Annotated in this window: 10 protein-coding genes and 1 pseudogene; 4 read left to right on the plus strand and 7 right to left on the minus strand. The window is 73.2% G+C overall.

The genetic code is table 11. The annotated features are described in order from the left end of the window. Positions 1-122: 122 nt before the first annotated feature. A complete protein-coding gene (gene pulA, locus LC193_RS27915) occupies positions 123-2,822 on the plus strand; it encodes a pullulanase-type alpha-1,6-glucosidase (RefSeq protein WP_226078150.1) in 2,700 nt (899 codons plus the stop codon). Positions 2,823-2,844: 22 nt separating this feature from the next. Here pulA and LC193_RS27920 read toward each other — a convergent pair whose 3' ends face one another. The 6 genes from LC193_RS27920 to LC193_RS27945 form a co-directional block, all read right to left on the minus strand. Beyond that, a complete protein-coding gene (locus LC193_RS27920; protein WP_226078151.1) occupies positions 2,845-3,894 on the minus strand; it encodes an iron-siderophore ABC transporter substrate-binding protein in 1,050 nt (349 codons plus the stop codon). Beyond that, positions 3,891-4,787, minus strand: coding sequence for an ABC transporter ATP-binding protein (locus LC193_RS27925; protein ID WP_226078152.1), 897 nt, complete (start codon positions 4,785-4,787; stop codon positions 3,891-3,893). Before LC193_RS27925 ends, LC193_RS27920 begins: the two co-directional genes overlap by 4 nt. Beyond that, positions 4,784-5,884, minus strand: a complete 1,101-nt coding sequence (locus tag LC193_RS27930; protein ID WP_226078153.1) for a FecCD family ABC transporter permease — start codon at positions 5,882-5,884, stop codon at positions 4,784-4,786. Before LC193_RS27930 ends, LC193_RS27925 begins: the two co-directional genes overlap by 4 nt. Before the next feature lie 20 nt (positions 5,885-5,904). Next, positions 5,905-6,930 carry a FecCD family ABC transporter permease gene (locus LC193_RS27935; protein ID WP_226078154.1) on the minus strand — a complete coding sequence of 342 codons (1,026 nt, stop codon included), beginning with the start codon at positions 6,928-6,930 and terminating at the stop codon, positions 5,905-5,907. A 209-nt stretch (positions 6,931-7,139) separates the two neighbouring features. Continuing rightward, positions 7,140-7,967 carry a helix-turn-helix domain-containing protein gene (locus LC193_RS27940; protein WP_226078155.1) on the minus strand — a complete coding sequence of 276 codons (828 nt, stop codon included), beginning with the start codon at positions 7,965-7,967 and terminating at the stop codon, positions 7,140-7,142. Between the two features lie 680 nt (positions 7,968-8,647). Next, the gene (locus LC193_RS27945; RefSeq protein WP_226078156.1) at positions 8,648-9,340 is read right to left on the minus strand and encodes a pectate lyase family protein; all 693 of its coding nucleotides are present in this window, start codon (positions 9,338-9,340) and stop codon (positions 8,648-8,650) included. Here LC193_RS27945 and LC193_RS27950 point away from each other — a divergent pair. Both LC193_RS27950 and LC193_RS27955 read left to right on the plus strand, forming a co-directional pair. Beyond that, complete coding sequence (locus LC193_RS27950) at positions 9,321-9,713, plus strand: hypothetical protein (protein ID WP_226078157.1); 393 nt, start codon at positions 9,321-9,323, stop codon at positions 9,711-9,713. The genes LC193_RS27945 and LC193_RS27950 overlap by 20 nt on opposite strands. Before the next feature lie 338 nt (positions 9,714-10,051). After that, positions 10,052-10,550 (plus strand): annotated as a pseudogene (locus LC193_RS27955) (Asp23/Gls24 family envelope stress response protein). A 111-nt stretch (positions 10,551-10,661) separates the two neighbouring features. On the opposite strand, the gene LC193_RS27960 reads toward LC193_RS27955, so the two are convergent. Beyond that, complete coding sequence (locus LC193_RS27960; protein WP_226078158.1) at positions 10,662-12,272, minus strand: RICIN domain-containing protein; 1,611 nt, start codon at positions 12,270-12,272, stop codon at positions 10,662-10,664. A gap of 294 nt (positions 12,273-12,566) precedes the next feature. On the opposite strand from LC193_RS27960, the gene LC193_RS27965 reads away from it, so the two are divergent. Then, on the plus strand, positions 12,567-14,135 hold the full coding sequence (locus LC193_RS27965; RefSeq protein WP_226078159.1) for a cryptochrome/photolyase family protein: 1,569 nt from the start codon (positions 12,567-12,569) through the stop codon (positions 14,133-14,135). Positions 14,136-14,161 lie beyond the last annotated feature (26 nt).

Genomic DNA, 14,161 nt, shown 5'->3' on the forward strand with positions numbered 1-14,161 from the left:
ACTGAAAGAACTTTCAGCAAGAGCTTTCAACCGATGGCTCTCCGAGACCAACGGCCTCATGGGCACGGCGCGTTGCCCTCCGACGGCGGCCCCATCACCTCGTTCCCTCCGGGAGGTCCCTCTTGCCCCGTCACGCACGCGCCCGCGCCCTGTGCGCGGGAGTCGTCGCCCTCGCCTCACTCGTACTGCTCGGCCCCGCGCCCCCCGCGGGCGCCGACGACACGCGCGCCCCCGCGCGCGCCGACCTCTCCGAGGCCCGCGCCCACTGGATCGACACCACCACCGTCGTCTGGCCCGTCGCCGCCGGCCCCGGCGCCGCGCACCGGCTCGTGCACGACGGCGCCGGCCGCATCCGCGTCGGTGACGACGGCCGCATCGCCGGGGCCGCCGACCGCGGCCTGCGCCTGTCGCCCACCCGCCTCACGGACGCCCAGCGCGCCGCCCACCCGCACCTGGCCGCCCACCCCGCGTTCGCCGTGCACCCCCGCGACGTCCACCGGGTGGAGACCGCGCTGCGCGGCCAGGTCGTCGCGGTCCAGGAAGCCCGGGACGGCACGGTGACGGCGGCCACCGGCGTCCAGCTCCCCGGGGTGCTCGACGACCGCTATGCCGAGGCCGCCACCGACGCGGAACTCGGTCCTGTGTTCGACCGACGCGGCCGGCCGACCCTGTCCGTGTGGGCGCCCACCGCCCGCCGGGTCGCCCTCGAACTCGGCGGAAGAACCGTCCCGATGCGCCGCGACCACGACAGCGGCGTGTGGTCGGCCACCGGCGACCGCAGCTGGTACGGCCAGCCCTACCGGTACCGGGTCACCGTGTGGGCGCCGCAGGCCGGCGAGGTCGTCACCAACCGCGTCACCGACCCGTACGCCACCGCCCTCACCACCGACTCCGAGCGGTCTCTGGTGATCGACCTCGACGACCCCGCGCTCGCCCCCGCCGGCTGGCGCGACCTCGACAAGCCGGACCCCGTGCCCGCGGCCCGGGCCACCATTCAGGAACTGCACGTGCGGGACTTCTCCGTCGCGGACCCGACCGCCCGCCACCCCGGCCGGTACCTCGCGTTCACCGACACCGCCTCCGACGGGATGCGCCACCTCCGCGCGCTCGCCGACGCGGGCACGACCCACGTGCACCTGCTGCCGACGTTCGACATCGCGACCATCCCGGAACGGCCGGGCGACCAGGCCGCGCCCGACTGCGACCTGGCCTCCCTCCCCGCCGACTCCGCAGCCCAGCAGGAGTGCGTCGGCCGCGTCCGCGGCCAGGACGCCTACAACTGGGGCTACGACCCGCTGCACTACACGGTGCCCGAGGGCTCCTACGCCACCGATCCCGAAGGGCCGGCGCGCACCCTCGAATACCGCCGCATGGTGCGCGGGCTCAACGGCGCGGGGCTCGGCGTCGTGCTCGACGTCGTCTACAACCACACCACCGCGGCCGGCCAGCACGAGCACGCGGTCCTCGACCGCATCGTGCCCGGCTACTACCACCGGCTGCTCGATGACGGCAGCGTGGCCACGTCCACCTGCTGCGCCAACACGGCGCCCGAGCACGCCATGATGGGCAAGCTCGTGGTGGACTCGGTGGTCACCTGGGCCACCCAGTACAAGGTCGACGGCTTCCGCTTCGACCTGATGGGCCACCACCCACGGCAGAACATCCTCGACGTGCGCGCCGCCCTCGACGCGCTGACCCTGCGCGAGGACGGCGTCGACGGCCGGAACATCCTCCTCTACGGCGAGGGCTGGGACTTCGGCGAGGTCGCGGGCGACGCCCGGTTCACGCAGGCCACGCAGGCGAACATGGCGGGCACCGGCATCGCCACCTTCTCCGACCGCGCCAGGGACGCGGTGCGCGGCGGCGGCCCGTTCGACGCGGACCCGCGCGTGCAGGGCTTCGCCAGCGGCCTGTACACCGACCCCAACGACTCGCCCGCCAACGGGACGGAGGCCGAGCAGCGGCGCCGGCTGCTGCACCACCAGGACCAAATCAAGGTCGGACTCACAGGCAACCTGGCCGACTACACCTTCACCGACAGCACCGGCCGCACGGTGCGGGGCGCCGAGGTGGACTACAATGGCGCGCCCGCCGGGTACGCGGAGCGGCCGGGCGACGCGCTCGCCTACGTGGACGCGCACGACAACGAGACCCTGTTCGACGCCCTCACGTACAAGCTGCCGACCGGCACGGCGCCCGGGGAGCGGGCGCGCGCCCAGGTGCTCGCGCAGGCCACGGCGCTGTTCTCGCAGGGCCCGGTGCTCGGCCAGGCCGGTACCGACCTGCTGCGTTCGAAGTCCCTCGACCGGAACTCCTACGACTCCGGGGACTGGTACAACGCGATCCACTGGGACTGCCGGGCCGGCAACGGCTTCGGCCGGGGCCTGCCGCCCGCGTGGGACAACGAGCACTACTGGCCGTGGGCCGGGCCCGCTCTCGCCCTGCCGGGCCCGCGGGTCGGCTGCGCCGAGACCGACGCGGCCGGCGCCGCCTACCGCGACCTGCTCGCCATCCGCGCGGCCGAGGAGGCGTTCGCCCTGCCGACGGCCGAGGCCGTGCAGCGGCAGGTCGCGTTCCCGCTGTCGGGACCCGACGAGACCCCGGGCGTGATCGTGATGACGGCCGGTGACCTGGCCGTCGTCTTCAACGCCACGCCCGGGACCGTCAGGCAGCGGGCACCCGAGTTCGCCGACCGGGACTACGCGCTGCACCCGGTGCAGGCCGCGGGCGCCGACCCGACCGTCAAGGCGGCGGCGTTCGACCCGGCCGACGGCGCCTTCGAGGTGCCGGGCAGGACCGTCGCGGTGTTCACCCGCGGCTGACGCCCGGCGCGCCGGCGCCCGGTCACGCGGTGGCCGCGGCGTCGGCGAGCTGCGGCAGCAGCCCGTCCAGCGCCGGCGGGATGCTCAGCACGCTCGCGGCGCTGAACGCCATCGACACATCGCCGTCGGCGTCGAGGAGGACCGCGCGGTCCTCCTCGACCACGTCGAGCGACTGGATCAACGGGTCGGCCCGCAGCTCGTCCAGCGTGTACCCGATGGGGAACAGCACGGCGACCTCGGCGTCCAGCACCTCGACCTGCTCTGCCGCGACGGGCGCGAAGAACCCGCCGGACGCGGGCAGGTCGGCCACCGGCGCGTGCAGGGCGAAGCCCAGCTGCTCCAGCAGGTCGAACCTGGCGTCCCCGGGCAGGTACGCGCCGTACGCCTCACCGAACTTGGAGCCGGTGACCGCGGAGAGGCCCGCGAACTCGGGGTGCTCGGCGGCGGCTTCCTCGATCCGGCCCTCGACCTGCGCGACCAGTTCCTCCCCCTCCTCGGCCCGGCCCAGGGACTCGGCGATCAGCCGCGTGTGCGTGCGCCAGTCGGTGGCGTACGCCGCCGTGCCCTCGGGCGCGTACACGGTGGGTGCGATGGACGACAGCCGTTCGTACTGCGCCTCGTCGTTCGCGGACCGCGCGTTGAGGATCAGGTCCGGTTCGAACGACTGGATCTGCTCGTAGTTGAGCGACTGGTCGACGTTCTCGATCACCGTCGGGGTGTCCTCGCCGAACAGGTCGGTGGCCCAGGGCCCGACGCCCTTGTTCTCCTCGCCGAACGGCAGCCAGTCGTAGACGGCCACCGGCTTGACGCCCAGGGCGAGCGCCGCCTCGGCGTCCGACCAGCCCAGGGCGACGACCGTCAGGTCGCCGTCGGCGGGCTCGGGGATGTCCACGGTGCCGAACATGGTCTCCACCGAGGCGAGCAGGTCGCCGCCGCCCGCCTCGCCGCCCTCCCCGGAGTCGTCGGAGCCTGAGCACGCGGTCAGCAGCAGGCCGAGGGCGGCCAGGGCGGCGAGGGCCGAAGTCCTGCGGGCCCTGCGGTACGGGCGAGGGGCGCGGGGCGGGGCGTTCACGATGGGTGTCTCCGGTCGGTCGGGGGAGCGGGATGGTCGGGGTGGTGGAGCAGGGGGCGGGCGCGCGGGACCACCAGCGGCGTGCCCGTCTCGGGGTCCTCGATGACGCGGGCCCTGACGCCGAAGACCTCCTCGACGAGCGCGCCGGTGACCACCTCGCCCGGCGGGCCCTGGGCGGCGATCCGCCCGTCCTTCATGGCGATCAGCCAGGTGGCGTGCCGGGCGGCCTGGTTCAGGTCGTGCAGGACGGCCACCAGCGTCCGGCCCTCCCGGTGCAGCCGCGTGCACAGGTCCAGCACCTCCAACTGGTGCGCCAGGTCGAGGAACGTCGTCGGCTCGTCGAGCAGCAGCAGCGGCGTCTCCTGCGCCAGCACCATCGCGATCCACACGCGCTGCCGCTGGCCCCCGGACAGCGCGTCCACCGGGCGCCGCGCCAGCGGGGTGAGCCGGGTGGCCGCGAGCGCTTCACGGACGGCCGCCTCGTCCCGCGAGGACCAGGGCCGCAGGGGCGACTGGTGCGGGTGCCTGCCGCGGGAGACCAGGTCGGCCACGGTGATGCCGTCCGGCGCGGTCGAACTCTGCGGCAGCAGGCCGAGGCGCCTGGCCAGCTCCTTCGCGCGCAACCGCGCGATGTCCTCGCCGCCCAGCACGACCTGCCCGGCCGCCGGGCGCAGCAGGCGGGCCATGCTGCGCAGCAGCGTGCTCTTGCCGCAGGCGTTGGGGCCGACGATCACGGTGAACGACCGCTCCGGGATGTCCACGTCGAGTTCGCGCAGGACGGCGGCGCGTTCGTACCCGGCGGTCAGCCCCCGGGTGCCGAGCGCGGCGGCGTCGGCGCGGGGCGCGCCGGGAACGGCCGCGGCGCGTTCCGCGTCGGTGCGGGCGTCGGTCATGAAGTCCTCCGGGAACGGGACGACAGCAGCCACACCAGGTAGCAGCCGCCCAGGGAGACGGTGACGACACCGACCGGCAGCTGGGCCGGGGCGGTGAGGGTGCGGGCCAGCAGGTCGCCGGTGACGAGCAGCAGCGCGCCCATGGCGGCGGCAGGCAACAGCCGCACGCCGCCGGTGCGGGCGAGCCGGAGCGCCAGTTGGGGCGCGGCCAGCGCGACGAACGCGATCGGTCCCGCCGCCGCGGTCACGACCGCGGTCAGCCCGACTCCGAGGAACAGCAGGGCCAGCCGGGTGCGTTCCACGGGCACGCCAAGGGCCCGGGCGGCGTCGTCGCCGAGTTCGAGCAGGCGCATGCGGCGTTGGAGCAGGACCCCGGCGGGCAGCAGCACGGCGGTGGCCACCAGCACGGGCCGCGCCTCGGACCACCCGGCGTCGGCGAACGAGCCCGCCCCCCAGGTCGCGGCGGCGATGGCCTCTTCGAGGCGGAGGTTGATCAGCAGGTAGCCGTTCAGCGAGGTGAGCAGCGCGCCGACGCCGACGCCGACGACGATCAGCCGCTGGCCCTGCACGCCGCCGCGGAACGCGAGCAGGTAGACGAGCACGCCCGTCGCGAGGCCGCCGATCAGGGCGCCCGCGGTCGCGCCGAAGCGGGTGCCGCCGACCGTGAGCGCGGCGATCAGCGTCCCGGTGTAGGCGCCCGCGTTGAAGCCGATGACGTCGGGGCTGCCCAGCGGGTTGCGGGTCATGCTCTGGAAGACCGCGCCCGCCGCGCCGAGCGCGGCCCCGGCCACGAGCGCGATCACGGTGCGCGGCAGCCGCCACTCCAGCACCACGCGTTCCGTGCCGCTGTCGGCGTCGCCGGTGAACGCCGCCAGCACCTCGCCGGGGGACAGGGCCAGTTCCCCGACCGTCAGCGACCAGGCTCCGACGCCGGCGGCCAGGGCGGCGAGCAGGACGGTGACGACCGTGGCGCGCAGGTCGACGCGGACCGCGGCGTCCGGCCACGGCAGGCGCAGCAGGGGCGTCCTGCGCGTCCACAGGCGCTCCTGCGGGCGCGCGTTCGGCTTGCGCGCCATGGTGGTGGCGGTGGGGCGCACGGGGGATCTCCGGGGCAGGTTCACAGGCGTCCGCCGCCTCGCCTGCGCGTCAGGAGGATCAGCAGGGGAGCGCCGAGGAACGCGGTGACGATGCCCACCGGCAGCTCGGAGGGGACCAGGACGCGGCCCAGGATGTCGGCGGCGAGGAACAGCGCCGGCGCGGCCAGCAGGCTCACGGGCAGCACCCGCCGCAGATCGGGTCCGGTCACGGCGCGCACGGCGTGCGCGACCATCAGGCCGAGGAACGAGATCGGCCCGGCCGCCGCGGTCGCCGCGCCGCACAGCAGGGTGACCGCGGCGAGACCGGCCAGCCGGGCCACCAGGACCCGCGTGCCGAGCGAGGCCGCGGTGTCGTCGCCGAGGGCGAGCGCGTTCAGCGGCCGGGTGAGGGCCAGCGTGAGGGCCACGCCCACCACGACGAACGGCAGGACCGCGAGCACGGTCTCCCAGCGCCGCCCCTGGAGCGAACCGACCTGCCAGAACCTGACGCGGTCGAAGACCTCGGGCCGCACGATGCTGACCGCGAACGCCACGCCGCTCAGCACGGCGCCCACGGCCACCCCGGTGAGCACCAGCTTCACCGGGCTGCCCGCCTGCGCTCCCGTGGTGCCGATCACGTGCACGAGCGTCGCGGTGACGGCGGCGCCTGCCAGGCCGAACCACACCTGCCCCGCGGTGGCGCCGGCCCCCAGGAACGCGGCGCCGAACACGACGGCGGTGTAGGCGCCGGCGTTGACCCCGAGGATGCCGGGGTCGGCCAGGGGGTTGCGGGTCAGTGCCTGCACGACCGTGCCGGCCAGGCCGAGCGCCGCCCCGACGAGCAGGGCGAGGACGGTGCGGGGCACGCGGTACTCGCGGACGAGCAGGGTGGTGGTGTCGTCCTCACCCCCACCCGTCAGCGCGTCCAGGGTCTGCGCGAAGCCGATGCCGCCCGAGCCGACGAACAAGCTGGTGACGCACAGCGCGGCGAGCAGCAGCGCGGACCCGGGCAGGGCGGCGCGGCGCAGGGCGCGGGGGCGGTCGGCCGTTCGGAGTGCCGGTGTCATCGCGGGCTCGCGCCTCGGCGTCTCGGGGGCGGTGACATGGCGGCACTCCGGTGCGGGTGAGGCACGGACGGCGGTGTGCCGTGCGAAGGACGGACGGGGACGGGGAACGGCAGGACGGAACGCCGCGCCGAGTTAGGTTAGGCAGCCCTAAGTTCGCCACATGCTATGCAGCGGCCCCTGATGGCGCAATCGCGCGAATGAGACGCCGGCTATCGCGTTTCGGACACGGTCGCACCCTGGTGGGTGCTGGGCGTGCGGCCGGTCACCCGGCGGAACGCGGCCGTGAACGCGCTCGGGCTGCTGTACCCCACGGCCTGCGCGACCTCGGCGACCGACGTCCCCTCGGACAGCAGCGCGAGCGCCGCGTGCACCCTGAGCACCGCGCGCCACGCGGTGAACCCCATCCCCGTCGTGCCGGCGAACGCGCGGGCGAGCGTGCGCGTGCTGACACCGAGCTCAGCCGCCCAGTCGCCCAGGGCGCGCCCGTCGGCCGGATCGGCCGCGACGGCCTCGGCGATCGCCCGCAGCCGCGGGTCGTCGGGCAGCACCACGTGATGCCGCCGCCGCGCCGGCCGCAGCAGGTCGAACGCCACCGCCTCGGCCCTGCTCCTGGCGTCCGGCGTGAGGCCCGGGCCCCCCAGGTGGATCAGCAACTCGTGCAGCAGCGGCGCCACGTCGAGACACACCGGCTCGCGGAACACGTCGGCGGACGCCGAGGGCGCGAAGAAACTCGCGTGATAACGGGTCCCGTCCGCCGCGCTCCCCGCGTGCGGGACACCCGCCGGTATCCACAGCCCGACCCGGGACGGCAACGCCCACAGCCGCCGGCCGATCGTGATGCTCAGCACGCCCCGCGCGCTCCAGATCAGCTCGTGCACCGGGTGCTCGTGCGTCGTCCATCGGGTCGCGCGGCGCAACGTCTCCGCCTCGCTCGAAATCGTGAACGGCACCACCTCGGCCGCGCCCGGGGCGCCCGCCTCGGGGCTGCGCGTCTCCGCGGGGGCCGCCGCGTCGCGCCGTCGTGCCAGCCCGTCCATCACCCCTCGCTTCCGCCGCCGCGCCCTGCCGAGGACCGCCACCGGGCCCGCCGGGCCCCTACGGTAGCCACGCGCGGAACGGCCCACGAAATCCCGGGCGGCCGAGCCGCGGCGGAATGCCGAGCGGAGCGCTCGGCGAGCAATGCCGAACGACGCCTCCGCCGCCGGGGCTGCCCTGGGCGGGATCATTTCCCGTCCCTGCCGGGGGGCTCATGGGAGCGTCCGAAGCATTTCGCGGCACGCATGTAATCGAACGTGCTGCCGATGGCTTCGGTATTTCCGGTGACATGCTCGGCTTGCCGAGATGGCCGTGGGAGGTGACCTCGCAGGCGATGGGTGCGACCGTCAGTGCCGCACTTGTGCAATCGGGGCGATAAGTTGCCCATTTTGGACAACTTTCCGCCGATGCTGCATGCCCGTCTGTACGCCGTGGAAGCTGATGCATGTGCGTGCACGGGGAGGACGTTTTTCACGCCCGACGAGGCGATCGTCGCGCTGCGCCCACGCATCCGTGACCGGGTCGGCCGGGCTGTCGAAGCGCTCGGGACGGGAAGGCCGCGTTACACGGAATCCGGGCACGCCCTCTGGTGATTCACACCGGCGGCACGCCCGCTCGCGCGCGTGAAGCCGTTCCGCGCCGGCGGCCCGGTGCGGAACGGCTCCTCGCGAGGTTCGCGGGGTCAGATCTTTCCGACGCCCGCGCCCGCGGTCACGCTCGCCTTGACGCTGCTCGCGCTCTGGAGCGAGTACCCGTAGGGAATCGAGTTGACCGATCCGCCCTGCTGACCCGAGCCCGAGTTCACGAAGTGGTTGTTCCTGGCCACGAGAGAGCCCTCGTCCGACGAGCCCTCGCCGAGGTGGAACGGGTCGTCCGTGTTCTCGAAGTAGTTGCCCTCGACGAGCACGCCGGCGTTCTCCGTCGACGCGACACCGTAACTGCCCACGCTGTCGAAGTAGTTGTTGTAGACGTGGACCGGGTTGCCGAAGCGCACCCGCGGGTTGCGCTGGTTCGTGCCGTCGAACCAGTTGTGGTGGTACGTGACGCGCAGCTTCCCCGAGTCCTCGGAACCGTTGCTGTCCGAGTGGCCGAGCAGCATGTTCTTGTCGACGTCGTAGGAGCGGTTCCACGACACGGTGATCCGGTCGGAGGCCCGCTTGATGTCCAGGGCTCCGTCGTTCGGGTTGGTGAAGGTGTTGTGGTCGATCCAGACGTTCGTGGCGTACTCGACGTTGATGGCGTCGTCGTCCGAGTTGCTGAACGTCAGGTTCTGCACGATCACGTTGTTGACGCGGGAGATGTTGAGTCCGCTGCCTTCGATGCGGGCATTGGAACCCACCCCGATGATCGTGGTGTTGGCAGACACCTTGACCATGCTGCTGAGGTTGATCGTCCCGCTCACCCGGACCTGCTTGGACCCTGAACTCTGTACGGCGGAGGTGAATTGGGAGGCGTTCGACACATTGTGGACGGTGCCGTTCCCTCCTCCCGTGGTGGAGGCGCCGAAGCCCGTCGGGCTGCCGACCGCCAATGTCTGCGGCGCGGCGGATTCCGTGGCGGAACCCGGTCCCGCCACGGCGACGGTGAGGGTGGCCGCCGTCGCGAAGGCGACGATACCGGCCATGGTGAATCTCGCGCTCGTCCTGCGCATGACCTTCTCCGATTCGCAGCGAATGGTGCGAGGGATGGGATGGCGGTGGAACACGTGCGATGCCTGCGGAAAAAATCCCGCCCGACCCGGCATGTGAAACGATTTTAAGCCCGAAGGGTGTGGACGATGGCGGGCGCCGTGTGCACTATTCCGGTCTGCTCGCGGCGTTCCCGGGAACGCGCCGTCCACGCGTCTTCCCGCGACGCGTATTCGAGTCCCGCCCGCCCGGGAAGGCTTTCGCCTCGCCGCCGGACGCCCGTCCGCACGGCCGCGGAGGCGGGCGCGGCGGGCGAAACAGGGAGGCGCGGACCCGAGTACGTCCGCCGATCACGGTAAGCCGACAAGAACGACCGGAAAGCACCCGGAAGGGGCCAGTCCGGTGCGAGAAGCGCACGGCAGCGGTCAGAAAAGAACGCGAAGGCAAGGAAGAGTTGCATGACGACCACGACAGCCGCCCAGGCCCCGGCCGGGGCGTCGCCGCGCCCCTCCTCGTCGGCGCCGCAGGGCGGGACCACGGTGAGTGCAGGCGCGAGCGGCCCGCAGGAGCCCGCGGCCACGCGCGGCAGGACCGTCATCGCGGACGGCGTGGTGGAGAAGATCGCCGGCATGGCGGCCCGCGAGGTCTCCGGGGTGCATGCCCTGGGCGGGGGACTGGTGCGGGCCCTCGGCGCGGTGGCGCGACCGGGTGCCGGGCGGGCGCGCGAACGCGGCCCGCGGCGTGCGGGCCGAGGTCGGTCAGCGGCAGACCGCCATCGACCTCGACATCGTCATCGAGTACGGCGAGTCCGTCCCCGGCGTTTCCGCGGCGATCCGCGAGAACGTCGTCGCGGCCCTCGAACGCACCACGGGACTTGAGGTGATCGAGGTCAACATCTCCGTCGGTGACGTCCACCTCCCGGAGGACGACGAGCCGGAGGAGAGCCGGGTGGCGTGAGCGCGCCGTGCGGGCCCGCCCGCCCGGAACGCGCGGGCCCGCACCACCGGTGGCCGCACGGGAACGGCCCACCGGCACTCGGCCGGTGGGCCGTTCTCGCACGGGCGGGTCTCAGCAGGTCTGGCGCGAGGTGTTGTTGAGGGTGAGGTTGCGGTAGACGATGTTGGTGCCGCAGGGGCTTTCGCGCAGCGCCGTGTTGTTCAGGGTCAGGTTCTGGAGCGTGATGTCACGGTTGCCAGGGAACTCGCTACGGGCCGCGAGCCGCACCTCGCCCCCGCCGCTGACGGTCCCGCTCTGCGCGGCGATGTTCACGTTGTAGCAGTTCTCGATGAGGATGGCGTTGTTGCCCGTGCTGGTCAGCGTGATCCGGTCGATGACGGCGCCACCGCTCTCGGACACGCAGAACACGCCGCGCCCGCCGCCGCGCGCGATGACCTCGCCGACGCGGATGTTGGTGGGGTAGGAGTCGCCGACCCGGCCGTTGCGGTTGGCCATGCGGAACGCGGCGTAGCCGGTCCCGGTGCCGGTGTTCTCCGCGTCGACCCGGGTCACGGTCGCGTTGATGGTGTCGTTGAGCAGCAGCCCGGAGTAGGCGACGTTGCGCGCGGTCACCGTTCCGATGGTCAGGCCGTCGACTCCGTAGGTCTCCACGCCCTGGTTGCCGGCGCCGGAGACGTAGACGTTGTCGATGCGGATGTTGCGCGAACGGACCGAGCGGTCGCCGTGGTTGTCGATGCGGATGCCGAGCCCGCCCGAGAGCCGCAGGTCGATCTGCCCGAGCACCACGTTCGTGACGTTGCGCATGAAGATGCCGTACAGGGGCGCGCCCGTGACGTTCAGGTGGCCGACCTCGATGTCGGTGGCGCCCCTGGCGTAGATCGGGGCCTGGTCACCCGAGCCCGAGCCGGTGACGTTGATGGTGCCGCAGACGTCGATGGCCGTGTGGCTGGGCAGCGAGATCCGGGTACCGGCGCTCATCGACCCCGACCCGCGCACGACGACGCGTTCCTTGGAGCCGCGGTTCGGCGTGAGGCTGCCGATGGCCGCCTGGACCGCGTCCCGCATGCTGGAACCGGTGTACACGGTGCTGCTGCCGCGGCGCGCGGTCCAGGTGCTGCCGCTGACCGTCGCCTCGGCGTGGTAGGTGCCGGAGCCGCATGCCGCGCTCCCGCCGCCGTCCACAGGGATCAGGGCCCACTGCTGGTTCGCGCCGTTCAGGTCCGCGAACTGCGACACGCGCCCGCCCGCGGCCGTCGACCACTCCCAGACCTCAAGGGCCTTGCCGCTGTTGCGGTTGATCAGCCGGACATGGCCGTTTCCGGAATCGGCGACGGCGAACTGCTGGTTGGCCGCGTTGTTGTCGGTCCACTGGTGGACGTTCGCCCCGTCCGCGGTGGACCAGCCCGCGATGTCGAGGACCTTTCCGCTGTGCCGTGACTTCAGGCGGTAGTACCCGCCGCCCGAGTCGACGAACTGCCACTGCTGCCAGGCGCCGTCGTTGCGGTCCCACTGCACGATCCCGGCACCGTCGTGCGTGGCCAGGTCGTAGACGTCGAGTGCCTTGCCGCTGTGCCGGTTGACCAGGACGTACCAGGAGTCCGTGTCGACCTGGGCGGCGGCGGCGCGCGGCGCGGGCAGCGCGACGAGGGACACCCCGGCCAGGAGGGCGACCAGCGTCGCGGCGAGCAGCCCCCGCAGGCTGCCCGCGTATCGGAGAAACATGGCGGCTCCTTCTCGTTCTTTCCGCGTGAGAACTTCCTTGCGGCATCGGCCGTGTCCGCGGCACCGCTCGCCACACCGACGTGAATCGATTCAGATCGTGCGCGGGGCGCGCGCGGGGCAGCGGCCGTTTGGGAGCGCTCCCAGCGCGCCTGAAACGTAGCAGCGTGATCATGTGCAGGACAATAAGCGTGCAGGGGAAACCCGTCCGGCCCTCCGCGCGCCACCCGGAGCCGACGCCCTTCGTATGGCATTCCTGACCCCAGGGGCACCACAGGCACCCGACGAGGGAGTGACATGGCCGGCACGGGCACGAAAGCGGACCGGAGGAAACAGCGGAGGCGGCGTTCAGGATCGGCGGGGGAGGCCCACTGGCTGTTCGGCGACCAGCTGGGCCCGCACTTCCTCACGCCCGCGGAGGAGGGCCCGGGGCCGGACGCGCCCGTGGTGATGATCGAGTCGCGCGCGGTGCTGCGCCGCCGCCGCTTCCACCGCGCCAAGGCCCACCTCGTCCTGTCCGCGATGCGCCACCGCGCCGCCGAACTCGGTGACCGCGTGCACTACGTGCGGGCCGGCACCTACGGGGAAGGACTCGCGCAGGCGGCGCCGCGCGGGCGGCTCACGGTGCACCACCCGACGTCGTGGGCCGCGCTCGGCCTGGTGAACGGCATCGACCGGGTGACGGTGCTGCCGGCGCGCGGGTTCCTCGTGCCGCTCGCCGACTTCCGGACCTGGGCCGATGAGCACGGCGGCGCGCAGGGCCTGCGGCAGGAGGGTTTCTACCACTGGGTGCGCAGGCGCCACGACCTGCTGATGGACGAGGGCGACCCGGAGGGCGGGCGGTGGAACTACGACCGCGACAACCGCGAGCCGCCGCCGCGCGACGCCGGAACCCTGGACGTTTCGGGACCCTACCGGCCGCGCGAGGACGACATCGACGACGAGGTCAGGCGGGACCTCGACCGCTGGGAACGCGACGGCGAGGTCTCCTTCGTCGGGCGCGACGGGCCGCGTCTCTTCCCCGCCACCCGGCGGGAGGCGCTGGCCGCGCTGCGCCGCTTCACCGAACGGCGGCTCGCGGGCTTCGGGCCGCACGAGGACGCCATGCTCGCCGACGATCCGGTGATGAGCCACAGCCTGCTCTCCTCCTCCCTCAACCTCGGGCTCCTCGACCCGGCCGAGTGCGTCGCGGCGGCGCAGGACGCCTGGCGTTCCGGCTCGGTGCCGCTGCCCAGCGCCGAGGGCTACATCCGGCAGGTGGCGGGCTGGCGCGAGTACATGTGGCACCTGTACTGGTACTTCGGCCCCGACTACCGCCGCGAGAACGCGCTGGAGCACACCGCCCCGCTGCCCGACTGGTTCACGGAGCTCGACGCGGACGCGGTGACGGCACGCTGCCTGTCCACCGTGCTCGCGCAGGTGCGCGACACCGGCTGGACCCACCACATCCCGCGCCTGATGGTGCTCGGCAGCTACGCCCTCCAGCGCGGCTGGCATCCGGAGGCGGTGACCGACTGGTTCCACCGCTGCTTCGTCGACGGCTACGACTGGGTGATGCTGCCGAACGTCGTCGGCATGTCCCAGTACGCGGACGGCGGGCGCATGACCACCAAGCCGTACACCTCCGCGGGCGCCTACATCAACCGGATGAGCGACTTCTGCGGCCCGTGCGCCTACCGCCCGGGCGACCGCGTGGGCGAGCGGGCCTGCCCCTACACCGCGGGCTACTGGGGTTTCCTGCACCGCCAGCGCGACCGGCTCTCCGGCAGCGCCCGCATGCGGCGTCCCCTGGCGAACCTGAAGCGGCTGAAGGACCTCGACAAGGCGCTCCGCCAGCTGCGGCGTGCGGGCGACGCGCCGCCGTGACCGCCCGGCACGCAGGGCAGCGCGCC

The organism is Streptomyces marincola (assembly GCF_020410765.1).
GTDB classification, from domain to species: Bacteria; Actinomycetota; Actinomycetes; order Streptomycetales; family Streptomycetaceae; genus Streptomyces; species Streptomyces marincola.